The sequence below is a fragment of the Flavobacterium sp. B114r genome (genome assembly GCF_056824125.1).
The window spans coordinates 1,034,361-1,059,855 of the sequence record NZ_CP124858.1 but is presented as its reverse complement, the minus strand read 5'-3'; the positions used below and the strand labels follow the sequence as shown (position 1 = coordinate 1,059,855).

Annotated in this window: 26 protein-coding genes; 12 read left to right on the top strand and 14 right to left on the bottom strand. The window is 34.8% G+C overall.

All coding sequences use genetic code 11. The features are described from left to right. Positions 1–41 precede the first annotated feature (41 nt). The 10 genes from QLQ94_RS04790 to hemA form a co-directional block, all read right to left on the bottom strand. A complete protein-coding gene (locus tag QLQ94_RS04790) occupies positions 42–983 on the bottom strand; it encodes a DUF4421 family protein (protein ID WP_482499264.1) in 942 nt (313 codons plus the stop codon). 87 nt (positions 984–1,070) lie between these two features. Then, positions 1,071–1,973, bottom strand: a complete 903-nt coding sequence (gene hemF / locus QLQ94_RS04785) for an oxygen-dependent coproporphyrinogen oxidase (RefSeq protein WP_271333924.1) — start codon at positions 1,971–1,973, stop codon at positions 1,071–1,073. Positions 1,974–1,977: 4 nt separating this feature from the next. Further along, positions 1,978–2,403, bottom strand: coding sequence for a hypothetical protein (locus tag QLQ94_RS04780; protein ID WP_271333925.1), 426 nt, complete (start codon positions 2,401–2,403; stop codon positions 1,978–1,980). 15 nt (positions 2,404–2,418) lie between these two features. Then, the gene (locus QLQ94_RS04775) at positions 2,419–2,970 is read right to left on the bottom strand and encodes a GNAT family N-acetyltransferase (RefSeq protein ID WP_271333926.1); all 552 of its coding nucleotides are present in this window, start codon (positions 2,968–2,970) and stop codon (positions 2,419–2,421) included. Positions 2,971–2,972: 2 nt separating this feature from the next. Beyond that, positions 2,973–3,350: a hypothetical protein gene (locus tag QLQ94_RS04770; RefSeq protein WP_271333927.1), complete on the bottom strand. Its 378-nt coding sequence runs from the start codon at positions 3,348–3,350 to the stop codon at positions 2,973–2,975. A gap of 3 nt (positions 3,351–3,353) precedes the next feature. Then, positions 3,354–4,052 carry a hypothetical protein gene (locus QLQ94_RS04765; RefSeq protein WP_482499263.1) on the bottom strand — a complete coding sequence of 233 codons (699 nt, stop codon included), beginning with the start codon at positions 4,050–4,052 and terminating at the stop codon, positions 3,354–3,356. 77 nt (positions 4,053–4,129) lie between these two features. Next, on the bottom strand, positions 4,130–5,155 hold the full coding sequence (gene hemE, locus QLQ94_RS04760) for a uroporphyrinogen decarboxylase (protein WP_271333929.1): 1,026 nt from the start codon (positions 5,153–5,155) through the stop codon (positions 4,130–4,132). A gap of 78 nt (positions 5,156–5,233) precedes the next feature. Further along, complete coding sequence (locus QLQ94_RS04755; RefSeq protein ID WP_271333930.1) at positions 5,234–5,908, bottom strand: uroporphyrinogen-III synthase; 675 nt, start codon at positions 5,906–5,908, stop codon at positions 5,234–5,236. Continuing rightward, complete coding sequence (gene hemC / locus QLQ94_RS04750; protein ID WP_271333931.1) at positions 5,908–6,831, bottom strand: hydroxymethylbilane synthase; 924 nt, start codon at positions 6,829–6,831, stop codon at positions 5,908–5,910. Before hemC ends, QLQ94_RS04755 begins: the two co-directional genes overlap by 1 nt. A gap of 114 nt (positions 6,832–6,945) precedes the next feature. Next, positions 6,946–8,196, bottom strand: a complete 1,251-nt coding sequence (hemA, locus tag QLQ94_RS04745) for a glutamyl-tRNA reductase (RefSeq protein WP_271333932.1) — start codon at positions 8,194–8,196, stop codon at positions 6,946–6,948. Positions 8,197–8,424: 228 nt separating this feature from the next. Between hemA and QLQ94_RS04740 the strand changes: the two genes are divergently transcribed. From QLQ94_RS04740 to QLQ94_RS04710, 7 genes are all read left to right on the top strand, one after another. Continuing rightward, positions 8,425–9,297 carry a helix-turn-helix domain-containing protein gene (locus tag QLQ94_RS04740; RefSeq protein ID WP_026982335.1) on the top strand — a complete coding sequence of 291 codons (873 nt, stop codon included), beginning with the start codon at positions 8,425–8,427 and terminating at the stop codon, positions 9,295–9,297. Positions 9,298–9,367: 70 nt separating this feature from the next. Further along, positions 9,368–9,832 (top strand): hypothetical protein, encoded by a 465-nt coding sequence (locus tag QLQ94_RS04735; RefSeq protein ID WP_271333933.1) that lies wholly within the window; start codon positions 9,368–9,370, stop codon positions 9,830–9,832. A 146-nt stretch (positions 9,833–9,978) separates the two neighbouring features. Continuing rightward, positions 9,979–10,992, top strand: a complete 1,014-nt coding sequence (gene hemH / locus QLQ94_RS04730; RefSeq protein WP_271333934.1) for a ferrochelatase — start codon at positions 9,979–9,981, stop codon at positions 10,990–10,992. Between the two features lie 78 nt (positions 10,993–11,070). Further along, entirely contained in the window at positions 11,071–11,610 is a 540-nt protein-coding gene (locus QLQ94_RS04725; protein ID WP_271333935.1) for a CopD family protein, read from the top strand. Between the two features lie 133 nt (positions 11,611–11,743). Then, entirely contained in the window at positions 11,744–13,159 is a 1,416-nt protein-coding gene (locus QLQ94_RS04720) for a sensor histidine kinase (protein WP_271334112.1), read from the top strand. A gap of 10 nt (positions 13,160–13,169) precedes the next feature. Then, entirely contained in the window at positions 13,170–13,952 is a 783-nt protein-coding gene (locus QLQ94_RS04715) for an enoyl-CoA hydratase/isomerase family protein (RefSeq protein ID WP_271333936.1), read from the top strand. A gap of 117 nt (positions 13,953–14,069) precedes the next feature. Then, on the top strand, positions 14,070–14,471 hold the full coding sequence (locus QLQ94_RS04710) for a hypothetical protein (RefSeq protein WP_271333937.1): 402 nt from the start codon (positions 14,070–14,072) through the stop codon (positions 14,469–14,471). A gap of 279 nt (positions 14,472–14,750) precedes the next feature. Here the strand turns inward: QLQ94_RS04710 and QLQ94_RS04705 are convergent, their stop codons facing one another. From QLQ94_RS04705 to QLQ94_RS04695, 3 genes are all read right to left on the bottom strand, one after another. Further along, positions 14,751–15,404, bottom strand: coding sequence for a metal-dependent transcriptional regulator (locus QLQ94_RS04705; RefSeq protein ID WP_271333938.1), 654 nt, complete (start codon positions 15,402–15,404; stop codon positions 14,751–14,753). A gap of 96 nt (positions 15,405–15,500) precedes the next feature. After that, complete coding sequence (locus QLQ94_RS04700) at positions 15,501–17,372, bottom strand: Nramp family divalent metal transporter (protein ID WP_271333939.1); 1,872 nt, start codon at positions 17,370–17,372, stop codon at positions 15,501–15,503. A gap of 74 nt (positions 17,373–17,446) precedes the next feature. Next, positions 17,447–17,839 carry a Fur family transcriptional regulator gene (locus QLQ94_RS04695; protein ID WP_271333940.1) on the bottom strand — a complete coding sequence of 131 codons (393 nt, stop codon included), beginning with the start codon at positions 17,837–17,839 and terminating at the stop codon, positions 17,447–17,449. 93 nt (positions 17,840–17,932) lie between these two features. Between QLQ94_RS04695 and QLQ94_RS04690 the strand changes: the two genes are divergently transcribed. Genes QLQ94_RS04690 through QLQ94_RS04680 form a run of 3 tightly spaced genes read left to right on the top strand, consistent with a single transcriptional unit; the run spans position 17,933 to position 20,413 of the window. After that, the gene (locus QLQ94_RS04690) at positions 17,933–18,280 is read left to right on the top strand and encodes a MerC family mercury resistance protein (protein ID WP_482499262.1); all 348 of its coding nucleotides are present in this window, start codon (positions 17,933–17,935) and stop codon (positions 18,278–18,280) included. Positions 18,281–18,282: 2 nt separating this feature from the next. Beyond that, positions 18,283–19,485, top strand: coding sequence for a GTP-binding protein (locus QLQ94_RS04685; protein WP_482499261.1), 1,203 nt, complete (start codon positions 18,283–18,285; stop codon positions 19,483–19,485). Between the two features lie 16 nt (positions 19,486–19,501). After that, a complete protein-coding gene (locus QLQ94_RS04680; protein ID WP_271333943.1) occupies positions 19,502–20,413 on the top strand; it encodes an NAD(P)/FAD-dependent oxidoreductase in 912 nt (303 codons plus the stop codon). 462 nt (positions 20,414–20,875) lie between these two features. Here the strand turns inward: QLQ94_RS04680 and QLQ94_RS04675 are convergent, their stop codons facing one another. Further along, the gene (locus QLQ94_RS04675; RefSeq protein ID WP_482499260.1) at positions 20,876–22,267 is read right to left on the bottom strand and encodes an IS4 family transposase; all 1,392 of its coding nucleotides are present in this window, start codon (positions 22,265–22,267) and stop codon (positions 20,876–20,878) included. Positions 22,268–22,447: 180 nt separating this feature from the next. On the opposite strand from QLQ94_RS04675, the gene QLQ94_RS04670 reads away from it, so the two are divergent. Then, a complete protein-coding gene (locus tag QLQ94_RS04670; protein WP_482499259.1) occupies positions 22,448–24,709 on the top strand; it encodes a TonB-dependent receptor in 2,262 nt (753 codons plus the stop codon). Positions 24,710–25,023: 314 nt separating this feature from the next. Beyond that, positions 25,024–25,485 (top strand): thioredoxin family protein, encoded by a 462-nt coding sequence (locus QLQ94_RS04665; RefSeq protein WP_482499258.1) that lies wholly within the window; start codon positions 25,024–25,026, stop codon positions 25,483–25,485. Positions 25,486–25,495: the final 10 nt, after the last annotated feature.

Here is a 25,495-nt window from a genome sequence, read left to right as displayed (position 1 = left end):
TTTTAGTTCCGATAACTATCGGCATTAGATTAATTAAATATTTACAAGCCAGTTTTTTGATTTACCTTCTCATAAACTTCTTTCACTTTGTTTGGAGGATCAAATCGATATCCAATATTAAATTTCAAGGTTGATATATTGTCATTCAGTCGGGCTTCTGCCGATTCGTTTTGAAGGAAATTAAGCGTGTTTAAACTCGCAAAAGCAAAGAAACGATCTCTATTGTAAGCAAGCTTTAAATTGAAGTCTAATTGGTACAATGCCGAAACATCTCCGTCGACATCATTAATTCCTGCTCCAACAGCAATTCCGGCGCCAATTAAAACGCGGTCACTGATCACAAAATTGTAAAAATAGGAGGGAGCCAGTGAAAAAACATAAATATCACCGTTTGAAGAATCCGGTTCAGTGTTTAAATTAATATTAGTGTAATAAAAAGAAAAACTCGGAATAAAACTTCCGGAACTCTTCGTTTGCCATTCGTTTTGACTGACCAACGTTTTATAAGAGAAATTATCGTTGAAAATGTATGAAGTTGTTCCGCCAATTTTTGTCGTATGCATTTTAGGTAAAAAAATGTTTACCGCACCTTCACTGATATAAAATCCTTTTTGGTGGATATAAGTAAAAGACTGCATCCATTTTTTATAGTAAAAACGGGTGTTGAAACTAAAAAGTTTAGAGTCTGAGTTGTCTTTGTTTTCGCTAAAGAATTTTGGCGCAAAACCAAAACTGATATCAATAAATTTGTAACTTAAACCAACGCCTAATTGTTCGCGTCGGTTCGGATTAAGGTCCACGTATTTCTTTTGGCCTTCGGAATTAAAACCAATCTCAAAATTGTTAGAGGTATCAAGATAATAAATACTAGCTGTAACCTTATCATCGTAAGATTTAAAATAAGGATTCTGTAGCGTATCTTTTTGGGCAAAACACCCAAAAACACTTCCAAAAAATACTATATAAACCAGATTTAACCTCATTTTGAAATTGTAATTAAAAAAACATCTCTAAATTACGATTTTAAAATGAAGTTCTTATGCAGTAAATAAAAATTTGGGGTAATTGTATTAAATCCAGTCTATAGGATTTTCTAATACATTAACTAATTTCTCTTCGATACTTCCGGTTTCTGCATGATGATCGTAAACCCATTGTACATGAGGCGGCAAACTCATCAAAATACTTTCGATTCTTCCATTCGTCTTTAATCCGAATAAAGTGCCTTTGTCATGAACTAAGTTAAATTCAACATAACGACCACGACGAATTTCCTGCCATGTTCTGTTTTCTGGAGAATATTCCAGATTTTTTCTTCTTTCAACAATTGGCACATACGCTTCAAGGAAACTATTAGCAACTTCGGTTACAAAGTTGTACCAATCTTCCATTGACATTTGCTCATTTGCTTTGCAATAATCAAAGAACAATCCGCCAATTCCGCGGGCTTCGTTTCTATGAGCATTCCAGAAATAAGCATCACATTGTTTTTTATATTTTGGATAAAACTCGGGATTGTGTTTGTCGCAAGCCGTTTTACACGTTTGATGAAAGTGTTTTGCATCTTCTTCAAATAAATAATAAGGCGTTAAATCCTGTCCGCCGCCAAACCATTGTTCGATTACTTTTCCGGATTCGTCGTACATCTCGAAATATCTCCAATTGGCATGAACTGTAGGAGCCATTGGGTTTTTAGGATGCAAAACCAAACTTAATCCGCATGCAAAAAAATCAGCTTCGCCAACGCCAAACATTTTTTGCATGGCTTCCGGTAATTTTCCGTGAACGGCAGAAATGTTTACACCGCCTTTTTCGAAAACATTTCCGTTTTCAATTACGCGCGTTCTTCCCCCACCGCCTTCAGGGCGTTTCCAAAGGTCTTCACGGAATTTTGTAGTTCCGTCAACAGCTTCTAATCCGGCACAAATCTGGTCTTGTAATTTTTGTATGTATGCGTAAAATTTATCTTTCATGTTTTTATTCTTTATTTTCTGGGAAAGTATCATGATATCTGAATGCAACATTCATATCTAATACTATTGTAGTGTCTTTTTTTAAAATTTTTACAAATCTTGAACTTGCTTTTTTTGCTAATGAATCGCCTACTTCAGCTTTTTCCCAAAGTGTTGAATAACCAAATACTTCGCTGAAGTCTTTTAGTTTAAAAGTGGGAGACATTCTATTATCTTTATTTAAGTGTTTTTTTATAATTAATCCTGAAAATTTTTCATCAAACATATCTTTGTACGCGTCTTTACAAATTTTTGCATCGTTTGAAAAATATGAACAGGTACAAAAAAATATTGAAAAAAAGAGCATTACAATAAAACCTTGATATATTGGTTTCAATCTTTCAAAGTTAAAGTCTAAGATAACAGTTAAAAATTTATCAAAAGAAGACATTAATTTTTTTTTAGTTTATCTTTCATTGCTATAATATTCTGATTTGAGAAGGCCAAAATAAACGACATCTTCTAATGTTCCGTCGCTGCTTTTAAATTCTTCGCGCAAAATGCCTTCTTGTTTAAAATTATGTTTTAATGCAATTCGTTGGCTTGCTAAATTAATTTCTGAAGTACAGATAAAAACCTTGTTCATCTTCAATTCGTTGAAACAAAATTCAAGTGCTTTCAAAACCATATTTGATGTAATCCCTTTTCCTTGATAATCTTCGTCAACAAAATAACCTAATTCACATTTTGAAATGCGGTAATCAATTGTTTTTACACACAAATAACCAATTAAAGCATTGGTTTTAATGTCTCTTGCGTAAAAATAAAAACCTTCGTTATTTTTTTCTTTTTCAAGGCTTACAGCAAGAAAATCTTCTGCTTTTTTTAATGAATCAGAATTGGCCAAAGTCACCGGAAAAGTTTTTCCAATATGATTGCTATTCTTTTCGATGAGGTTATAAAATTCCTCAGGAAGAATATCGTTTATCGTTTCTGTTTTCCAATCGGTAAAACTCATCTTTACTTGTTTTTAACTGAAGTAATTTTGGTATTTATACCAAATGAAAAAACCTTGCTTTCCTTTTGAATATATTGGTAAATGGCAAGTGCCTTACCTGAAAAATCAAATTGTTTTTCTTGGGATAGACCAATTAATATATCCGCAAATTCTTCCTGCTGATTCCAATCTAAGTGGCATTGCTGTAACAGAATTATCAGTTCTTCTTCTGGTATTTCGATTGTTCTTTGTAAACTTAAACCAAAGCTTTTTAATTGCTCATCTATAAGAGCTGTATCTTCTGCATTCCAAAATTTAGGGACAAAAATTAAAGCATGCAAAGTTCGTAGAGTATTCTCTATTCTGATACTTTCTTTATCTCTTAGACCTTTGTTGAGCATGATTTATTGTTTTTTATCCGATTTAAAATTCTGATCGTATGTTGTTCTGCTAAATATTAATTTGCTATCCTGAAAAAGATCATTATTTCTATTGCCAATCTTTTTTATAATTCGATAAACAAAATATAAAACCGGTAATGAATAATATATAAAGCCCATACATATAGGTACATAAGGCTTCTCTGTAAATAATCCCCCCGCTTTGATAGTATCAAAATAATGAGATTTTTCTAAAAAATCATTTGTTAATCCTAATTTTGGAATTAACCCATTTCCAAATGATACAGCAAAGATTAGAAAGAAATAAAATATTGCTTTTGTAACAGATTTACCTATTTGCATCGCTCTGACTTCCAGACTCACATCTGAAAAAGCAAATCGCATTCGGTTTAAAACCGTTAACAAATAAATATATAAAATATTTGTATTGATTACAGAATGATTAAAAGCTAATGCAAATAATCCATACATAGGAAAAAATACAAAAAGAGATAATTTTTTAGGCATAACCGCCATAAAAACTCCGGAATGAACCATAATAAATTCAAAAGCCATTAAAATAGCTAAATCATTTATAAGACTTACCGGATGTTGTTCCGGATGCATCCAAACCATCAAAAAAATAGTCGCATAATACGCCTGAAATCCATATTCTACAAAAGAAAATGGCGAGTTTTTAGTGAAGTTTATGTTTGCAAACATCTAACAGGTGGTTTTTTAAGCTTCCAGTCTCAGTTTTTCAGATTTAACTGAGAATGAAAACCGAGACTGGAAACTAGTTAGTTCCCGTATTCCTTAACCGCGTCAATAAACGCTTTAGCATGGTCTACGGGGATATTTGGTAAAATTCCGTGACCTAAATTTACAATATATTTATCTTTTCCGAACTCGTCGATCATTTCGTGAACCATTTTTTTGATTGTTGGAATTGGAGAAAGCAATCTTGAAGGATCAAAATTTCCTTGTAAAGTAATATTTCCACCAGACAAATAACGAGCATTTCTTGGTGAACATGTCCAGTCTACACCCAATGCCGAAGCTCTACTTTTACCCATTTCGCCAAGAGCAAACCAACATCCTTTTCCGAAAACGATAACCGGAGCATGATCTGCCAAAGCTTCAACGATTTGGTTGATGTATTTCCATGAAAACTCCTGATAATCAACCGGAGAAAGCATTCCTCCCCAAGAATCAAAAATCTGAACGGCATCAACTCCCGCTTTTACTTTTTCTTTTAAGTATAAAATAGTAGTATCTGTAATTTTTTGTAATAAAGTATGAGCTGCAGCAGGGTTTGAGAAAGCGAAACCTTTTGCGGTATCAAAACTCTTAGAACCTTTTCCTTCAACCGCATAACAGAAGATTGTCCAAGGAGAACCAGCGAAACCAATTAATGGCACTTCGTCGTTCAGCATTTCTTTAGTCAATTTGATCGCATCCATTACATAACCTAAACTTTCCTGAATGTCCGGAACGTAAACGCGGTGAACATCAGCCAATGAACGAATTGGGTTTGGTAAAAACGGACCAAAATTTTCTTTCATTAAAACTTCGATTCCCATTGCTTGCGGAATTACAAGAATATCCGAGAATAAAATCGCTGCATCAGGTGCAATTCTGCGAATAGGCTGAACAGTAATTTCGGCAGCTAATTCAGGAGTTTGACATCTTGTAAAGAAATCATATTTATCACGCAAAGCGATAAATTCCGGTAAATATCTTCCGGCTTGACGCATCATCCATACTGGCGGACGTTGAACAGTTTCTCCTTTTAATGCTTTTAAAAATAGGTCGTTTTTTAACATTGTTTTTATTGCTTTAGGCTTTAAGCTTTAGGCTTTAAGCTATGTTTAACTATAATTTTTTTGCTTATTGCCTAAGGCTTAAAGCTTATTGCTGTATTCAAGAATTACATCCTCGATCACATCTTCAACCGTTGGCTGATCAGCAATGACGATATTTTTTGTTATTTTATCTAAAGCTTCCGCAGTGGTTTCTCCAATACAGAAGCACTTTTCTTTCTTAATAGTATTGTCTTTCAAATAACTTTCAACGCCGGAAGGACTAAAAAATAAGATGCCATCAACGGTATTCTTTACTTTCTGTGGCGTTAATGACGTATCATAAACCTGAATTTCGTTGAATTTCACGTCGGCTTCTTTTAGAGCTTGTGGTAAAGTTTCTCTTCTAAGATTTCCGCTAAAGAAAGTATAACTTTCATTGCGATAAATCAAAGTGATAATTTCAGCTAAATCAGCAGCATATCCAGTGTAAGCCACAACATTAAATCCGCTTTCAGATAAAAGGATTTTAGTTTTTAGGCCCACACAAAATACATTCTTGCTTTTCAGTTCTTCTGATTTTGGATCTGCTAAAACACTATGAACCGCATTCTGACTCGTGAAAATCAGATTCTCGTTAATGTCTTTAAGCTCGAAAGGCTTGTTTTGTGTTTGAATAAAATCAGATTCAATTACTTCAATATTGGCTTTTACCAATGCTTGTTTCTGTTCGCCCGATAGCTTTTTTGTAGATAATATTTGAATTGATTTACTCATTATTTTTTTAGTGATTCTTTAATAGATGCCATCAATTCTGCTCCGCCATTGTTTAAAATTTCCTGTGCGGCGAAGAATCCCAGTTTTTTCCATTCTGAGATATCTACTGTTTTGTCAATTTCAAGTTTTTGTTTTCCGTCAATAGAAAGTAAAACACCTTGAAAATGCAAAGCATCTTCCTCTTCATTATAGTTTACTAAAGCTCCAATTGGTGCGGTACAGCCACCTTCAAGAGTTCTTAGAAACTGACGTTCGATATAGGTACAGATTTCAGTTTCGATATGGTTTAATTGCGAAAGTGCATCAAGTGTGTAATTGTCGTTTTCCATTGCCACAACAAGCATTGCGCCTTGTGCAGGTGCGGGAACCATCCAATCTAGATTGATGAAATTTTCTGGTTTCAGGTTAATGCGCTCCAGACCTGCAGCAGCAAAAACAGCTCCGTCCCAGTTATTGTCTTGTAATTTTTGCATACGCGTGTTTATGTTTCCGCGTAAATCAACAACAGTATGATTAGGGTATTTGTTAAACCATTGTGCCTGGCGTCGTAAACTTCCGGTTGCAATAGTACTTGGATTGGCAAAAGCAGGATTTCCTTTATGAATTAAAATGTCCAAAACATTCGCTCTCTCCAAAACTGCCGCCTGAACAATGCCTTTTGGTAAAGCCGTTGGCACATCTTTCATAGAATGCACAGCAATATCAATATCGCCGTTGATCATAGCAATATCCAAAGTTTTAGTGAAGATTCCGGTGATTCCAAGTTCGTAAAGAGGTTTGTCGAGAATAATATCGCCTGTAGATTTTACAGCAACAATCGAAGTTTTATAACCTAGATCGTTTAGTCTTTTTTCGACAGTATGCGCTTGCCAAAGTGCCAATTCGCTATCGCGAGTTCCAATTCTGATTGTTTTTTCAGCCATTTTGTTGAATTTCACCATATAAGTTATGTAAGATAATTTAAGCAGTTGGGTTGAAAAATAATTAACTGTTTGCTATTAAATGAACTTATTTAACTTATATGGTTTAAATTTTATTTAAGATGCTTTTATTTTAAAGACTTTTTCGATCCATTCGATACTTTCATCAACCATGGTGTCGTCGTCTTTTAAGTGATTTGCGAAATGTGTAGTGATTTTTTGGATGATTCTGTTGCTGATGATTTCAGCTTGAGCTTCATTAAAATCTGCAATTTTTCGGCTTTGAAAATCTAACTCTGAAACTTTAATAGCATTCAGTTTTTCTTTTAAAGCATTAATGGTTGGAGCAAACTTGCGTCCTTTAGTCCATGTTACAAATTCCTCTTTTACTTCCTCGATAATAGCTTCGGCAGCCGGAATGTGTAATTTTCTGTTCTCAAGAGTTTCATCTGTCAGTTGCGACAAATAATCCATGTGAATCAAGGTTACACCTTCTAATTCCTCCACATTTTCATGAACGTTTTTCGGGATTGATAAATCTAAAATCAATAAAGGTTTCTTTAGATTTAAAATTGCTTTGTCAACTGTTGGGTTTTGAGCGCCCGTAGCGACAACAACAACATCAGCATTTTGAAGTTCTAAGTGTAACTCCGAATAATCTTTAACAATCAAATTAAGTTTTCCGGCCAATTTCTCCGCTTTGTCCTTAGTTCTGTTGATTAAAGTGATGTGTTCGTTTTTGGTATGTTTGACAAGATTCTCGCAAGTATTTCTTCCGATTTTTCCTGTTCCGAAAAGTAAAATATTTTTATTGCCAATATCTTCTACATTTTTGATAATGTATTGTACGGATGCAAAAGAAACCGAAGTTGCGCCTGAGCTAATTTCAGTTTCATTTTTGATCTTTTTGCTTGCCTGAATCACCGCATTAACCAATCTTTCTAGGAAAGCATTTGCTAATCCCATAGACTTTGAATGGGCAAAACTGGTTTTTATTTGTGAAATAATCTCAAAATCGCCTAAGATCTGACTGTCTAAACCAGTTCCTACGCGAAACATATGACTTATAGCTTCTTGATTTTTGTAGACAAAACCAACTTTCTGAAAAGCATCGACTGAACCGTTGCTGTTATCACAAATTAGTTTTATTAATTGAAAAGGATGTTCTGCAAAACCATAAATCTCGGTTCTGTTGCAGGTCGAAGTCACAATTAAACTTTCTATTCCTTCTTCCTTAGCCTGTTCCAGCAAACGCGTTTTTGCAATTGCATCCAAACTAAATTTACCTCTTACCTCAGCATCGGCTTTTTTATAACTCAGACCAACTGAGTAAAAATAAAGATGTTTCGGTACGTTATTGTTTTCCATAAATTCACTTTCATAAAAGTGTCAACAAAATTATGATTATAGTGTTTATAAAAGTAACGCTCAAAGTACTTTTTGTATCGCTACATGTTTTTTTGTTTCTAAAGAGCTGTTTTTATGCAAAAAGAAGTATTTTTGTAGCAAAATCAATTGGTTAGAAACGTTTTGTTTAGAGTGATTCTAAATAAGCTCAGGTGATTATCTTGATTTTTATTTTAAAAAAACATCGCTATGAGTTCTCAGGAAATTATTAAAATTGAAGACGACTTTACGCTTATCCGTTTTCAAAACGACAGTTTAGAGCCCTTTTTCGGACAACATGAAGTAGGTAGTGGCCTGATACAGTTTCATTTCGGGATAAAAGGGAATGCCAAATTCTTATTCAATCAAGGCAGTTATGCTTTAGATCTAAAAGAAGAAAAATCGCTCCTTTTATACAATCCGCAGAAAGAACTACCACTCAATTTAGAGTTAGCTCCAAATTCCTGGGTAATCTCAGTAATTGTCTCAATTAAGAAATTTCACGCGTTGTTTTCTGCAGAAGCAGATTATATTACTTTTTTAAGTCCTGATAATAAGGACAAAAAGTATTATAACGAAGGAAATATTAGTCCTTCTATGGCTATTGTGTTGAGTCAGCTGTTTCATTATAACCTACATCCATCAATAAAAAACCTTTATTATAAAGGAAAAGGATACGAATTGCTGAGTTTATACTTTAATAGAACCGAAGATCCAAACGCAGAACAATGTCCGTTCTTGATTGATGAAGATAATGTTTTGAAAATCCGAAAAGCCAAAGAAATCATCATCGCCAATATGGCTGAACCACCTGGATTACAGGAGTTGGCAGATGAAATTGGTTTGAATTTGAAGAAACTTAAAATGGGTTTCAAGCAAATTTATGGCGATACGGTTTACGGATTTCTATTCGATTATAAAATGGATTTCGCCCGAAAACTACTCGACAGCGGTTCTTATAATGTAAACGAAGTAGGATTGAAAATTGGCTACAGCACCGGAAGTCACTTTATAGCGGCTTTCAAGAAAAAGTTTGCCACAACGCCTAAGAAATATTTGATGTCGATTAATACGAATGTTTAGAATGGTAAGAAGGTATTCAATAATTTTATTGGTTTTCTTAATTATCTCTTGCAAATCAAAAGAAGAAAAAATGTTTTTTGATTTTGACAGTGTTGAATATTATTCATTGAATAAAAGTAAAGAAGAGGAAATGGGAGAGAACAATAGTAATAGCATTGATAATGGTATTTTTGATAAAATCTTTTTTGAAAATTATCCTGAGAAAGTAAATAATGCTATTTTTTACAAAACAATTAATTCTAATGGGTTTTCTAAATTTGAGTTATCCAAAAAAGACATTCAGTATTTAAGAGATGATATTTTTTTAGAGAAATCCTCTTTAAATATGTTTGAAAATGCATATGCCTGCGCACCTCAATATAGAGATGTTTTGGTTTTTAAAAAGAATAAAGAAATCTCAGGGATAGCGAAAATATGCCTTTCCTGTCGACAGTTTTATATAGTTAGTTCTAAAAGGGAAATTCAGATGGAAAACTTTGGAACAGAGGAAGAATATAAATCATTGGAAAAGCTATTTCAAAAATATAAAAACTAAAATGTTTAAAAGCATCAATTTTATATATCAGTACATAAATAAAAAAGAATAATTATCATATTTCTAAGAAGTGGCAAGTTCTACTTTTGACGAAAATTTAAACAAATGCTTAAAGCCTAAAGCTTAAAGCGTAAAGCAAAGAATAAATGAAAGGCGTATTATTAGTAAACTTAGGATCTCCGGAAAGTCCGGAACCAAAAGATGTAAAACCGTATTTAGATGAATTTTTAATGGATAAATACGTGATCGATGTTCCGTATTTATTAAGAGCTTTATTAGTTCGTGGAATTATTTTAAGAAAAAGACCCGAAGAATCAGCTCATGCTTACAAAAAAATCTGGTGGGATGAAGGCTCTCCTTTAGTTGTGCTTTCAGAAAGAATGCAGAAAAAAGTACAGCCTTTAGTGAATGTACCGGTAGCGCTTTCTATGCGTTACGGAAGTATGACCATCGAAAAAGGACTTCAGGAATTGCATGATAAAGGAGTTACAGAAGTATTGCTTTTCCCTTTATATCCGCAATATGCCATGGCTTCGACTTTGACGATTTTAGTGAAAGCCGAAGAAATCCGTAAAAAGAAATTTCCGCAAATGACATTTACCGATGTTCCTGCGTTTTATAATAAACCAGATTACATCAAGAATTTAGCCGATTCGATTCAGAAACATTTAGTTGGTTTTGATTACGATCATCTATTATTCTCGTACCACGGAATCCCGGAACGTCACATTCGTAAAACCGATGTGACAAAATCGCATTGTAAAATCGATGGTTCTTGTTGTAATACGCCTTCGCCGGCACACGATTTCTGTTACCGCCATCAATGTTATGAAACTACCAGACAAGTCGTGAAATTATTAGGACTTCCGGCAGATAAATACAGCCTGACTTTTCAGTCACGTTTAGCAGGTGACAAATGGTTAGAACCTTACACAGATGTTGAAATCGATAAAATGCCAGGAAAAGGAATCAAAAATCTTGCAGTTGTAACACCAGCTTTCGTTTCAGACTGTTTAGAAACATTAGAAGAAATTGCAATGCGTGCCAAAGAAGACTTCGAGAAAAACGGAGGTGGAAATTTCTTAGCGATCCCATGTTTGAATGACGATGACGAATGGTGTGAAACTGTTGGGAATTGGATTAACGAGTGGGCTAAATAATATTTGCTTCAAGTTTAAGGTTTCAAGTTATGATCAACTTTAAAAAAACCTTAAACTTGAAACTTGAAACAAATAATAATGGAATACTATAACTACTTAAAATCATTACATCTTATTTTTGTAATAACCTGGTTTGCAGGTTTGTTTTATATTGTGCGTTTGTTTGTGTATCAAATAGAAGCGAATGAAAAACCATCGCCTGAAAAGGAAATTTTACAAGCGCAATACAAAATAATGACCTACCGTTTGTGGTACATTATTACGTGGCCTTCAGCAGTTCTGGCGAGTCTTTTTGCGTTTAGTTTATTGTATCTCAATCCAGGATTAATATATTTGGATTATATGCAGGTTAAATTTGGTTTCGTTTTTGCATTGTATTTATATCATGCAAAATGCCATCAGATTTTTAAGCAATTACAAAATGATGAGGTAAAATATTCCAACAATTTTATGCGTTTATGGAATGAAGGTGCAACAATTATACTATTTGCAGTAGTTTTTTTAATAATTGTAAAAAGTGCCATCAACTGGATTTTCGGCGTAATTGGAATCTTTTTATTCTCAATTATCATAATGCTTGGTTTCCGATTTTACAAAAGAATAAGAGAGAAAAAATAGTTTAAATTGTTAATGGTGAATTTTAAACGCACTAATAATTCATAATTAACAATTTATAATTAACAATTAAAAAAATATGCTGAACAACTTCAAAATGTCGATGCTTTCTCTTCGTGTCAGGATTTTCCTTTCGATGATTGTATTGATTGTTGTCGCATCTTTTTTATTGGCTTCTATTTCGATTATTCAGTTTAAGAATGAAGCCAAAGAATACCATCAGGAACGTCTCGAGCGCAAAGAAAATGCCGTAAAAGAACACATCAATTATGTGCTTTCTACGACGACTTATCCTTTAAAAACAGGAAATCTGGATCTTATTTTTAAAGATAAAATCCACGAACTGGCCCAGATTCACAAAATCGAAATCAATATTTACAGCCTTGACGGAAAACTACTAAAATCATCAAAAGAATCATTTGCGGTTGATAAAGTAGCGCCTCCTGTTCCGGATTATATCCTGAAATTAGTACGTTCATCCATAGAAAAGCGTTTTGTAGACATTAAAACCATCGACGGAGTCAAAAATCGTTCATCATATAGTTTAATCAAAGACGAAAAATTTAAACCGCTAGGTATTTTAAATCTTCCTTATTTAGAAGACGACGGTTATTATGATAACGAGTTGAATACTTTTTTGATTCGTTTAAGTCAAGTGTATTCGTTTATGTTGGTTGTCGCTTTTGCATTGGCCTATTTCCTTTCGACTTATATCACGAAATCGCTGAAAACGATTTCAGATCGTTTAGAAGAAACCAATCTGGATCAGAAAAATGAGAAAATTGTGTTAGAAGCCAATAGCAAAGAAGTTAACTTCTTGATAAAGGCTTATAACGGAATGGTTGAAAAACTCGAAACCAGTGCCATAAAACTTGCCCAAAGCGAGCGTGAAGAAGCGTGGCGTGAGATGGCAAAGCAAGTAGCGCACGAAATTAAAAACCCGCTTACGCCGATGCGTTTGACCGTTCAGAGTTTTCAACGTAAGTTTGATCCAACAGCTCCGGATGTAAAACAGAAATTAAACGATTATTCTGAAACTTTAATCCAACAAATAGATACGATGACGGCGGTAGCTTCGGCATTTTCGAATTTTGCTTCGATGCCGGCGCAACAAAACGAAACCTTAAATGTGGTCGAGGTTGTAGAGCTTTCATTAGATATTTTCAACGAAGATTATATTGTTTTCGAAAGCGAAGAAGAAGAGATTATCTCAAAAATGGATCGTACGCAATTGATCCGTGTCATTACGAATCTCGTTAAAAATGCAACGCAGGCGATTCCCGAAAGTCAGTTTCATAAATCTATTGTAGTTACTGTAAAGCGTAGAGACAATAATGTTGAAATTGCCGTAAAAGACAACGGAATCGGAATCCAGAAACAAGATACCAGTAGAATCTTCGAGCCAAAATTTACCACCAAAACCAGCGGAATGGGACTAGGACTCGGAATTATAAAAAACATTATCGAAAATTACAAAGGAACAATTACCTTTGAATCAACATACGGAAAAGGAACTACATTTACCGTTTCTTTACCTATCACAAACTCATAAAATCAGCGTCATGAACTACGAAAATCTTTTAATCTCGATTGAAGAAAAAATTGCGACCGTAACCATTAACAGACCTACAAAACTAAACGCTTTAAACAAAGCTACGATTAGCGATCTAGGTAAAGCAATAAAATTATTAGGCAAAAATGATGATGTTCGGGTAATCATAATTACCGGAAGTGGCGAAAAAGCATTTGTTGCCGGAGCCGATATTTCAGAATTTGCCAATTATACGATTGTCGAAGGCGCACAATTAGCAGCCGAAGGACAAGAAAAGTTGTTTGATTTTATCGAAAATTTAAAGAAACCCGTAATTGCTGCAGTAAATGGTTTTGCTCTTGGCGGTGGTTTAGAATTGTCTATGGCATGTCATTTTAGAGTCGCTTCAGAGAATGCAAAAATGGGATTGCCGGAAGTTAGTTTAGGATTAATTCCGGGTTACGGAGGAACACAGCGTTTACCACAATTAGTAGGTAAAGGACGTGCGATGGAAATGATCATGACTGCAGCAATGATTTCGGCCGAAGAAGCCAAACAATACGGCTTAGTAAATCACGTTGTACCTCAGGCGGAACTTTTAGATTTTACTACTGGAATTGCACAAAAAATCATTAAAAATGCTCCTTTTGCAATTACTAAAGCGATAAAAGCGATCAATGCCAATTATAAAGACGGTAAAGACGGTTTCGATACCGAAATAAAATCATTCGGAAAATGTTTCGGAACTCAGGATTTTAAAGAGGGAACAACAGCATTCTTAGAAAAACGTAAAGCTGAATTTACAGGGAAATAATTTTCTTAACCGCAAAGTTCGCAAAGATTTACGCAAAGGACACAAGGAAATTAAAAAACTTAGCGAACATTGCGTAAATCTTTGCGAACTTTGCGGTTAAATAATAACACAAACAATATGTCCTACGAATCAATATTTGCTCTTTTTTGCGAACGCGTCAAAGAAAGCATTCAAGCCGGTACTTTTGCCAAACTAACTCTGGCAAAAACCATCGGTGATACCGAAATCAAAAACATCTATTTCCGTTTAGCGATAAACGAAGATAACACCTATTCAATCGCATTAACAACGCGCTACAAAACCGAAGAAATCGAAAGTATTCATGCTTTAGACGAAGCTTTATTGATGTTGGGAACTTACATCAAAAATCCGTTTTTAACTGCTTTGTTATTTACTACAGATAATGATATAACTTTCAAAGTGAATAAGAAAAATGCAGGAAGTATTATTGAGCAAGAACCAACATTTAAAAATGCGTCGCCGGTAATGTTAGAAATGATCGAGAAAGGAATTGTTTAATAATGGCTTTTAGGATTTCTAGGAGCTAATCCCGCTATCCGTTATAATCTTTTGTGCCGAACCCCGGCACAAAAGGATTTTCACTTCTATCGGGGCTAGGACATTCGGTGTGTGTCAGGCTGAACGATCCCGAAGTTTCGGAAGAAGCCCTCGTTTCCTGAATTCGTCATCATCAACGGATTAAAATCCGTTGCTACAAAATAGTTCGTTCCTCCGGAACTTTATAAAAAATCTTCGTGAACCTTCGTGCAATTCTCCGTGAATCTCTGTGAAATAACCCTAAACCAGCTTCACAAACAAATTCGAAGCTATTTTATTCGAAATAGACAATTCACGACCATCAATTTTAATCTTAACAGATAAGTCGAACGATTCTTTAGACAAAAGTTGAATTTGCGAACCGAGAGCAATTTCTTGTTTGTCCAGATATTTCAAAAATTCAGATGAAGTATCTTTAACCCCCACACAAACTCCGGTTTGATTGTCTGTTAATTCAGAAAGTAAGTATTTCTCGATCTTAACAATTCTTCCATGAGCGTCGGGAATCGGATCACCATGCGGATCTTCGGTAGGATTTCCCAGAAAATCATCCAGACGATTAATCAATTGTTCGGATTTGATGTGTTCCAGTTGCTCAGCAATATCATGAACTTCGTCCCAAGAGAAATTTAATTTATCCACTAAAAAAACTTCCCACAAACGATGTTTTCGAACAATCATTTTGGCTGCTAACTTTCCGTTTTCGGTCAAAGAAACGCCCTGGTACTTTTTATAATTCACCAAATCTTTATCCGCCAGCTTTTTGAGCATATCCGTAACCGATGAAGCTTTAGTCTCCATCATTTCAGCAATAGCGTTCGTACTTACTTCTGAATCATTAGAAGTAGTAAGATGATAAATCGATTTTAGATAATTTTCTTCTGAAAAAGTCATTTTTTGCAAGGTTCTAAGGTTCTGAGTTGCTAAGGTTCTAAGTTAAAAGCCTCAAAGGAAAAACCTCAGAAACTTAGCAACTCAGAACCTTAGGCACTATTTTTTAACAATCAACAAAGGTATTGAAATTTTATGTCTCAATTTGTCTACCGTTGTGCCAAATAAAATATCTTTTAATCCAGTGTGGCCGTGGGTTCCCATAACTAGAATGTCAAAATTTCCGGTATTAATAATCTTCGGAATCACCGTGTTAGGTTTTCCAAAACCAAGTTCAGTTTCGATCCTGAATCCCTTCTGCGAAAGCATTTCTTTATATTCTAATAATAATTTTTCGTCGATAGTCGTCTCGTGATCGTCAACATGTTGCCCATACATTAATGCACCAACGGTTTCTACAATGTGAATTAAGGTGTATTGCGCGTCGATTCCGCCCAATTCGAAGGCATTATTTAGTGCAGCTTCATCTGCTTTAGAAAAGTCTACAGAAATCGCTATGTTTTTCTTGCTATAAATTTCTTTAGGCGCATACACTAATTTTAAATGATGAGGTGAATGATTATCAATATTTGATTTTGCTCTTGCTATAAAAGGTTTGAAAACAATATAAAGTAATAAGCCTAAAAATCCAAAAGCAAGCGGAACAACCGTTAACCAAAGAATTATTGGATGACTTGCAGCTTCAATCCATGAACTAATTTCGTCGTAAACCAATTTTGCATTCAGCGAAACAATAATCAAAGCAATAATCCAGGCAGCTATTTGTGTAGTTCGTGAAATGTGAAAACCCTTCATTTTAGATTTATCACTCACAAAATGAATCAAGGGAATAATTGCAAAACCTAATTGCAAACTCAAAATTACCTGGCTCAGAATCAATAGTTTTCCCGTTACGCTATCTCCATAAATTAAGATCACGACAACAGCCGGAACAATCGCAATCAAACGGGTTATAATGCGTCGAACCCAAGGCTGAATTCTTAAATTCAAATAACCTTCCATTACGATCTGACCTGCTAAAGTTCCCGTAACGGTCGAGCTTTGTCCTGCAGCAATCAAAGCAACGGCAAATAAAATGGGCGCCCATTTGGTTCCTAATAAAGGTTCGAGAAATTGGTGTGCATCCTGAATTTCGGCAACTTCAAACATTCCATTTTTATAAAATGTAGCTGCGGCTAAAATTAAAATGGCAGCATTTACAAAAAAGGCCAGGTTAAGGGCAATGGTTGAATCAATAAGATTATATTTCAACGCTTGTTTTATTCCCGCCGGAGTTCTGTCGAATTTTCGGGTTTGAACTAAAGAGGAATGCAGGTATAAGTTGTGAGGCATGACGGTTGCTCCAATAATCCCGATAGCAATGTATAAAGCGGCAGAATTGGGCATTGAAGGAATAAGTCCGTAGAGTACTTTATCTAATTCAGGTTCTGCAAAAATCATTTCGAAAATGAACGAGAAACCAATAATGGCGACTAATACAATAATAAAAGCCTCCATTTTACGGATCCCTTTATTGATTAAGAACAATAATAAGAAGGTATCTAAAACGGTAATTAAAACTCCTTCGATCAACGGAATATCAAAAAGGAGATTGATCCCGATTGCCATTCCTAAAACTTCAGCAAGATCACAAGCCGCAATGGCAATTTCAGCCAGAAAGTATAAAATATAGTTGATGAATTTCGAATAGGTTTCTCTTGATGCCTGCGCTAAGTCACGTTGTGTCACAATTCCTAAACGTGCGCTTAAGCTTTGAAGCAACAAAGCCATTAAGTTGCTCATTAACAAAACCCAAAGCAAAGAATACCCAAACTGGCTACCACCGGCAATATCTGTTGCCCAGTTTCCCGGGTCCATATATCCAACACTTACTAAATATGCCGGGCCTAAAAAGGCTAATATTTTTCTGAAACCTGTTTTTTTATTTTGTGTTGCGACCGATTGGTGAACTTCTTCTAAAGATTTACCCATTGTAAAAATGTTGTTTGAACAAATATATAGAAAAATTATATTCGCTCAACAATATTTTTAGACAAGTCTAAAACTTAAATGTTAGAATTCAAACAATTTGGGCATAATCCTGACAACGTAAAGTTTATATCATTGACTTTGTAATTGTGCGGAATAATATAACTCGGCTTTACATTTTCAAGGCAAGTTATTTCCAAACACTTCTCACAACTAAAATGAGCATGATTATGAATGTGCACACGTTGTGCATGATGATGGCATTTTGCATACTTAACCGTTCCGTCAAGATTCACGATTTTATGAACGATATCGTCATTTACTAATCGTTCTAAGATTCTGTAAATGGTAACACGATCGCATAAATCTCCCGTTTGTTTCTGAATTTCGGCGTGCGAGAGCGCGGTTTTAGATTTACCAAATATCTCTAAAACGGCCGTCTTTGCTACTGTATTTCTTGTTGTTTTCATTTTTATGGAATTAAAAATATTATCGCAACAATGTTGCAATTAAAAATAATTGATATATTTGCAACAAAATTGCATTAAGCAAATGTACTGAAAATGAAGAAATCTACCACACCTTTTTACGATATTTTAGGAATCTCAAGTGCAACCATTTGTTTGGTTCATTGTCTGGTTTTTCCGCTTTTAACAATTTTGCCAATAGGTTTAAGCCACAATCCTTTTATCGATTTGATATTTGCGGCGATGGGACTTTTTGCCATTTTCAAAATTATAAATAAATCTAGTCTTTTAATATCTACAATCCTTGTTATTTCTATGGCATTGATCTGGATTAGCGTTTTAAGCGAACTTTTTCTGGAGATTCATCTTGATCTGATCTTTATTGGAGGTATCGGAATGATCATCGGGCATTTTTTAAATTATAAAAATCATAAACAATCGTAACAATGAAAAAATTACCCGTAACGGTACTAAGCGGATTTCTGGGTGCCGGAAAAACAACGCTCCTCAATCATATTCTTCATAACAAAGACGGATTAAAAGTTGCTGTCATTGTCAATGATATGAGCGAAGTAAATATTGATGTGCAGCTCGTGAAAAATGAACATACTTTATCAAGGACTGAAGAGAAATTAGTAGAAATGACCAATGGCTGTATTTGCTGCACCTTACGGGAAGATTTAATGATTGAAGTCGAAAAATTAGCCAAAGAAAACAGATTTGATTATTTGCTTATAGAAAGTACTGGAATTAGCGAGCCTATTCCCGTTGCACAGACTTTTTCTTTTGTGAATGAAGATGAGAATATCGATTTATCGAGATTTAGTTATATCGATACGATGGTTACGGTGGTGGATAGTTTTAATTTCTTTAAAGATTTTGGTTCTGCCAAAACATTACAGGAGCAAAATTTATCTGATATTGAAAATGATAATCGAACAATTGTGAATCTTTTGGTCGATCAGGTAGAGTTTGCTAACGTGATTATTTTGAATAAAACAGATCTAATCAGTTCTGAATCATTGGAAATACTGAAAGCTTCGATTCAAAAACTCAATCCAGTGGCGAGAATAATTACTTCGGTTTTAGGGAAAGTGAATCCAAATGTAATTATAAATACTGGATTATTCAATTATGAAGATGCTGAAAATTCCGCAGGTTGGATTAGAGAATTAGAAGGAATTCATACGCCCGAAACCGAAGAATACGGAATCAATTCTTTTGTGTTTCGGGATTCAAAACCTTTTCATCCCAATCGATTATGGAATTTCATTACTTTTCATTTTCCGTCCAACATTATTCGAAGCAAAGGATTATTATGGATGGCATCAAGACCGGAGCAGGCCATTAACTGGAGTCAGGCGGGCGGATCTATGAAAGTCGAAGGTGCCGGAGTTTGGTGGGCAAGTATGCCGCTCAGCGAAAGAATGACTTTTAACAATTTTGTTGAATTTCAGGATATTATAGAAGAACGCTGGACTTCTAAATTTGGGGACAGACTCAACGAAATTGTTTTTATTGGCCAAAAGATCAATGAAACTGAAATTATCAAAGAACTTAATAACTGTCTTTGCACCGAAGATGAAATTGTAGATTATCATGACGGTTTCTTCTCTACAAAAGATCCTTTTCCAATTCCGAGAAATTAGTAAAAAACTTAAAACTATGATATACAATAATAAATACGACGTTATAATTATCGGAGGTAGCTATAGTGGACTTTCGGCGGCAATGAGCTTGGGGCGTTCTTTACGACACGTTTTAGTGATCGATAGTGGTTTGCCTTGCAACAGACAAACACCACATTCGCATAATTTTATCACGCACGATGGAGAGAAACCAGCTATAATTTCGGCGAAAGCCAAAACCCAGGTAGACTTTTATGAAACGGTTCAATTTTATAACGGACTTGCCATTAGCGCCATTAAAACAGAATCTGGTTTTGAAATAGAAACTCAGTCGGGAAAGATTTTTACATCTAAAAAAGTATTGTTTGCAACAGGCGTAAAAGATTTACTGCCACAAATTCCTGGTTTTGCAGAATGTTGGGGAATTTCGGTTTTGCATTGTCCGTATTGTCACGGTTATGAAGTAAAAAAAGAAAAAACTGCCATCGTAGCCAATGGTGATATGGCTTTTGATTATGCTAAAATGATTTCGAACTGGACAAAAGATTTAAGATTGATTACCAATGGGAAATCGAAATTGACTTTAGAGCAAACTCAAATGCTGAAGAAACATAAAGTTGAAATTATCGAACATGAAATCGAGGCTTTGGAACACGAAAACGGAAATGTTCAGCATATTGTCTTTAAAAATCAATCAAAAGTATCCGTAAAAGCGATTTATTTCAGAGCACCTTTTGAGCAGCATTGTTCTTTACCGGAATCTTTAGGCTGTGAATTGACAGAACAAGGTTTATTGAAAGTAGATCCTTTTCAGAAAACGACAATTGCAGGAGTTTTTGCGAGTGGAGATTGTCACATTCAGGCACGGTCTGTTGCAATGGCGGTTTCTTCAGGATCTTTTGCAGGAGCGATGATCAATAGAGAAATTATTGACGAAGAATTTATTTAACTTAAACCTGATTGAATGTAAACGAAAACAAAAAAAGCTCTAGCTAAACCTCTAAAATTTGGCTAAAGTCTTTTTTTATTCAATCTTGTTCCCCTAGCTGAAGCTAGGGGCTATGCAAAGAACGTTCGGTTTTTAAAACATAAAGAAACTATATAAATCAATGTTTGAAATTTCTTTTTTTTGTGCCGTTAGGCACTAAATACCGGTAGAAAACAGGAATTGAAATATAATTGAAGCGTGCCGTAGGTACGCAACAAAACGATAGCTGTTGCGTACCTACGGCACGCTAAACTAATTGTGAATTAATGACTACCAATATTTAGTGCCTAACGGCACATTAAACCTTTGATAACATAGCTATTGCAACCGCTTAAAAAGGCATTTCAACTTTGCATTAATTCACATAGACTATGCGAAGAAAGCGAGCTTTCTTTTACTGCTTGAAAAAGAAACTATAAAACCCTACCGTCTGGACACAACTCTAAAGAGTATCCAACCTTGCATGACTGAAGTGAATTTTTGCAGGCCAATCCAAAAGGTTGTGATGCCAGGTTTCCTTTCAGAGAGATAACCTTTCCATCCTCCTAATCTAGCAATAGCCCATATATATCGTTTCAAATCTGACGATTTATATGGGTTTTTTAGTTTTTCGGTTTTTCCTTCTAATTGGGTGATTTGTAATTCTAAACATTCCATTTCTTCCTCTGAAAAGCAGCTTTTTGGTTCGGTCTCTTCTTCGCTGGCATAAGCTATTTGCATTATAAAAAGCTTTATAATAGTCTCCAGCATCAAAAGACATAGTTTACGAACTGCTTTACCTTGAGATAATTCGCTTGCTTCGATATTGAAGCCCTCTTTCTTTAAAATTCTAAATACTTCTTCAATAGTCCATCTGTAGGTATACCATTCGATACAAAGTAATGCAGTTTGTAGATCTTCAACTTTTTTAGTGGTTAATAATCTCCAATGTATGGGGTTTTCAATATTTTCTCCAACTTCTTTTGCCTCGATGGCATAAAGATTTATTTTATCTGGAAGATGTTTGCCTGAATATTGATGTTTACCTATTGTTATTTCTGAAAAGCGTACTTCTATAGCAGCAGTTCTTTTCTGCATTTTCCTTCTTTTGTCACCTTCTAATTCAATTGTATACATCCCTTGAAGGGGCTGGGAATTTAGGTGATCAAAAAGTTTGGTTTTAGTATCTAACATTCGATTAAATCGCGATCTAATCAATAAATGTGTTTTGCTGTCAGGGACAAGGCAAAATTGTTCGTAGATATCTCCCTCTCTGTCCTGAATAATGATTATTTCTTTTGCTTGACTTAGCTTTTTCTTTGTTTCAAGAGAAGAATCTATCCATCTGTAAGACTCTTTTTCTTCAATAGGTATGCGATTGTGAGTGTTGGTTTTCATTTTAGCTGGCAGCTCATGTCCTCTATTCCATATTTTTACATCTGAAAAACCATATGGCATTAAAGTTTCTGCATCTATAATAAAACTTGGATGTATAAAAAAACCAAGTCCTCCAACAGAAGCATTGGTCAGTCCAATTGATTCATCCTTTTTAATCCTATTTCTATGATTATAAAGGTTTATTTCACTGCTATCCTGAATACACAATACAGATTTGTCTTCAACACAGCTTACACAATTAATAGACATGTTCTTTATAATATCAGCTTCGCTGACGTTATCATTTTGCAAAAATCGATAAATCGCTTTGGCTTCAGAGTCACTTTCTGCTAATTGTCTTATCGAATAAATACTATTAGCAAACAAGCGATTGAGAATAGAATTACCTCTATTCAACAATCGCTTGTCTTTTAAATTTTCAAAATATCTAGTCTGCACTTTTTCTCAAATATAATTAAAAATATATTTGTGTCCAGACGGTAGCTATAAAACCTATGTTTTTATATGTTAAAAATAACTCCAAAGTATTGAATTAAAACACATTTAAAAGTTTTTTACTTTAGAAACATTATTTGTCAAATTTAATTTTTAGTTTTGTCTAAATTTAATTTTATAAGAATGAAAAAACTATTTTTGATATTGCTTTTATTTGGTTTGCAAATTTCGTTCGCTCAGGAAACTTCTAATATTTCAGGATTTATCTCAGGCGAGCGGCATAAATTACAGTTGGTAAATGTTCAGTTAACAGGAACAAAACATAAAACGGTTACCGATAGTTTAGGGTTTTATAAATTAGAAAATGTTGCAGTTGGCAGTTATACGTTACAAGTTTCTCAAATAGGTTTCCAGACAATAAGGAAGAAAATAGAAGTTATTGAAGATTCTATTCAGTCCTATGACTTTGAATTAACGGATAACGAAAATCAACTGAACGAAGTGGTAGTTTCGGGGACTTTAAAAGCGGTAAGAAGATTAGAAAGTGCTGTTCCGGTTGAGGTTTATTCGCCGGTTTTCTTCAAGAAGAATCCAACGCCAAGTATTTATGAAGCACTTCAAAACATTAATGGCGTTCGGCCACAGCTCAATTGTGGCGTTTGCAACACGGGAGATATTCATATCAACGGTTTAGAAGGTCCGTATACTTTGGTTTTGATAGACGGAATGCCAATCGTGAGTAGCCTTTCAACCGTTTATGGATTATCCGGAATCCCTAATTCTTTGGTCGAAAGAATCGAAATTGTAAAAGGCCCGGCATCGTCTCTTTATGGAAGTGAAGCGGTTGGAGGTTTGATCAACATTATTACCAAGAACCCAACCAACGCGCCTTTGTTTTCTGCGGATGTTTTTACGACTTCGTATCTGGAAACCAATGTCGATTTGGGAATGAAATTCAGCCCGACTAAAAAATCAACAACACTTTTGGGAATCAATTATTTCGATTACAATCAGGTTGTCGATAAAGACAGGGATGGTTTTACTGATGTTACACTTTCGCAAAGAATTTCGGTTTTTAATAAATGGAATTTTCAAAGAGAAAATAACCGTTTGTTTAGCATCGCAGCACGCGGAATGTATGAAGACCGTTGGGGAGGCGACGTGCGTTGGGAGAAAAAATACCGAGGTGGTGATGAAATTTATGGCGAAAGTATTTATACCAAAAGAGGAGAGTTAATAGGAAGTTATCAATTGCCATTCGAAGAAAAACTAATGCTTTCGTTCTCCGGAAATGTGCATTATCAGGACAGTCGTTACGGAACAACATCGTATATCGCCAATCAAAAAATAGGTTTCCTGCAATTGACCTGGGATAAAAAAATTGGTCGAAATGATTTTCTTGCAGGAATTGCCACTCGATATTCGTATTACGACGATAATACAACTGCCACAAAAGAACCGGAAAGTACGTGGTTGCCGGGAATTTTTGTTCAGGACGAAATTACGCTGTCTCCAAAAAGTCAGGTTTTGTTAGGAATGCGTTATGATTATAATTCGATTCACGGTTCGATTTATACGCCTAGAGTTGCATATCGATGGAAAGCGAATGACAATACTATTTTTCGTTTGAATGCGGGAACCGGATTTCGTGTTGTCAATTTATTTACCGAAGATCACGCGGCGCTTACAGGTTCCAGGGATGTGGTGATTAAAAGCGATCTGAAACCGGAACGATCTGTAAATGCAAACCTGAATTACATTCAGAAAATAAACTTTACAAACGGAACTTTTATAGGAATAGAAACAACGGTTTTTTATACACGCTTCAGCAATAAAATTATATCCGATTATGAAACGGATCCCAATAAAATCATTTACGATAACATCAATGGTTATGCCATTAGCCAGGGAATTAGTACTAACGTTGATTTGAACCTCACAAACGGATTAAAATTTATTCTTGGAGCCACAGTTTTAGATAATAAAAATGTTCAGGACGGAATTTCAGAAAGACCTTTTCTAACTGAAAAATTCACGGGAACCTGGAGTATTTCTTATAAGATAGAACCGTGGAATTTATCATTGGATTATACCGGGAATGTCTACAGCCCAATGAAATTGCCTTTATTGAGCGATTTAGATCCAAGAGATCCAAACTCGCCGTGGTATAGTATTCAGAATATTCAGTTTACATATTTTGGCTGGAAGAATTTTGAATTGTATGGCGGAGTAAAGAATCTATTGAACTTCACGCCAAAACGAAATAATCCGTTTTTGATTTCGAGAACCAATGATCCTTTCGATAAAAATGTACAATATGATGCAGCCGGAAAAGTTTTGGTAACGCCTGACAATCCGTACGGTTTGACTTTTGATACAACTTATGTCTACGGGCAAAACCAAACGATTCGTGGTTTTTTTGGGTTGCGATATACTTTGAGATAAGTTATTAATGATGGCACACGGATTAGACGGATTAAACAGGTTTTCGCTGATTCATATTTTTAAAATTGTTGATAAACATCTGTCAGGCTGAGCGGAGTCGAAGCCCGCTCCAACTTACAAGCCTTCGACTCCGCTCAGGATGACAGTCGAGTTTGTATCATTTAAAATGAAGGAAGTTTTTTTTGCCACGAATTGCACGAATTATCACGAATTTAATTAGTGTAAATTAGTGTGATTCGTGGCAAACTTTTTTCCAGTATTAAAAATAAAATCATTTTTAATCTTTCCAATCTGTGGCAAAACAAACAAAACAAATGAAAAAGCTATTACTTATAATCTTCTTAGCTATAACTTCAACAGGATTTTGCCAGTTAAAGCAACATTCTTTTGAGGAAGTGGATAGTTTGCAGCAGATTCAAAAGAAGAAAATAATCGTTTTTATTCATACCAATTGGTGTCACTTTTGCCAACGAATGAAACAAACGACTTTCAAAAATCAGGAAATCATTGATAAACTGAATTCGGATTTTTATTTTGTGGATTTGAATGCAGAGGAAAAACGAGATATTACTTTTAATAATCAGATTTTTAAATACAAACCTTCGGGGAACAATGTTGGTGTTCATGAATTGGCCTTGCAATTAGGAACGATCAAGAATCAAATCGTATATCCGGTTTTATGTGTTTTGAATGGAAAGAAGGAGATTCTCCTACAATACAACAACTATCTTAATTCAAAGGATTTTAAACTACTTTTAGAAAAATTGGAAGAATAAAATTTGTTAT

What these genes read in the sequence shown, in the direction of transcription:
- QLQ94_RS04790 (WP_482499264.1), bottom strand. Translation starts at nt 983, where the DNA reads ATGAGGTTAAATCTGGTTTATATAGTATTTTTTGGAAGTGTTTTTGGG.
- hemF (WP_271333924.1), bottom strand. Translation starts at nt 1,973, where the DNA reads ATGAAAGATAAATTTTACGCATACATACAAAAATTACAAGACCAGATT.
- QLQ94_RS04780 (WP_271333925.1), bottom strand. Translation starts at nt 2,403, where the DNA reads ATGTCTTCTTTTGATAAATTTTTAACTGTTATCTTAGACTTTAACTTT.
- QLQ94_RS04775 (WP_271333926.1), bottom strand. Translation starts at nt 2,970, where the DNA reads ATGAGTTTTACCGATTGGAAAACAGAAACGATAAACGATATTCTTCCT.
- QLQ94_RS04770 (WP_271333927.1), bottom strand. Translation starts at nt 3,350, where the DNA reads ATGCTCAACAAAGGTCTAAGAGATAAAGAAAGTATCAGAATAGAGAAT.
- QLQ94_RS04765 (WP_482499263.1), bottom strand. Translation starts at nt 4,052, where the DNA reads ATGTTTGCAAACATAAACTTCACTAAAAACTCGCCATTTTCTTTTGTA.
- hemE (WP_271333929.1), bottom strand. Translation starts at nt 5,155, where the DNA reads ATGTTAAAAAACGACCTATTTTTAAAAGCATTAAAAGGAGAAACTGTT.
- QLQ94_RS04755 (WP_271333930.1), bottom strand. Translation starts at nt 5,908, where the DNA reads ATGAGTAAATCAATTCAAATATTATCTACAAAAAAGCTATCGGGCGAA.
- hemC (WP_271333931.1), bottom strand. Translation starts at nt 6,831, where the DNA reads ATGGCTGAAAAAACAATCAGAATTGGAACTCGCGATAGCGAATTGGCA.
- hemA (WP_271333932.1), bottom strand. Translation starts at nt 8,196, where the DNA reads ATGGAAAACAATAACGTACCGAAACATCTTTATTTTTACTCAGTTGGT.
- QLQ94_RS04740 (WP_026982335.1), top strand. Translation starts at nt 8,425, where the DNA reads ATGAGTTCTCAGGAAATTATTAAAATTGAAGACGACTTTACGCTTATC.
- QLQ94_RS04735 (WP_271333933.1), top strand. Translation starts at nt 9,368, where the DNA reads ATGTTTTTTGATTTTGACAGTGTTGAATATTATTCATTGAATAAAAGT.
- hemH (WP_271333934.1), top strand. Translation starts at nt 9,979, where the DNA reads ATGAAAGGCGTATTATTAGTAAACTTAGGATCTCCGGAAAGTCCGGAA.
- QLQ94_RS04725 (WP_271333935.1), top strand. Translation starts at nt 11,071, where the DNA reads ATGGAATACTATAACTACTTAAAATCATTACATCTTATTTTTGTAATA.
- QLQ94_RS04720 (WP_271334112.1), top strand. Translation starts at nt 11,744, where the DNA reads ATGATTGTATTGATTGTTGTCGCATCTTTTTTATTGGCTTCTATTTCG.
- QLQ94_RS04715 (WP_271333936.1), top strand. Translation starts at nt 13,170, where the DNA reads ATGAACTACGAAAATCTTTTAATCTCGATTGAAGAAAAAATTGCGACC.
- QLQ94_RS04710 (WP_271333937.1), top strand. Translation starts at nt 14,070, where the DNA reads ATGTCCTACGAATCAATATTTGCTCTTTTTTGCGAACGCGTCAAAGAA.
- QLQ94_RS04705 (WP_271333938.1), bottom strand. Translation starts at nt 15,404, where the DNA reads ATGACTTTTTCAGAAGAAAATTATCTAAAATCGATTTATCATCTTACT.
- QLQ94_RS04700 (WP_271333939.1), bottom strand. Translation starts at nt 17,372, where the DNA reads ATGGGTAAATCTTTAGAAGAAGTTCACCAATCGGTCGCAACACAAAAT.
- QLQ94_RS04695 (WP_271333940.1), bottom strand. Translation starts at nt 17,839, where the DNA reads ATGAAAACAACAAGAAATACAGTAGCAAAGACGGCCGTTTTAGAGATA.
- QLQ94_RS04690 (WP_482499262.1), top strand. Translation starts at nt 17,933, where the DNA reads ATGAAGAAATCTACCACACCTTTTTACGATATTTTAGGAATCTCAAGT.
- QLQ94_RS04685 (WP_482499261.1), top strand. Translation starts at nt 18,283, where the DNA reads ATGAAAAAATTACCCGTAACGGTACTAAGCGGATTTCTGGGTGCCGGA.
- QLQ94_RS04680 (WP_271333943.1), top strand. Translation starts at nt 19,502, where the DNA reads ATGATATACAATAATAAATACGACGTTATAATTATCGGAGGTAGCTAT.
- QLQ94_RS04670 (WP_482499259.1), top strand. Translation starts at nt 22,448, where the DNA reads ATGAAAAAACTATTTTTGATATTGCTTTTATTTGGTTTGCAAATTTCG.
- QLQ94_RS04665 (WP_482499258.1), top strand. Translation starts at nt 25,024, where the DNA reads ATGAAAAAGCTATTACTTATAATCTTCTTAGCTATAACTTCAACAGGA.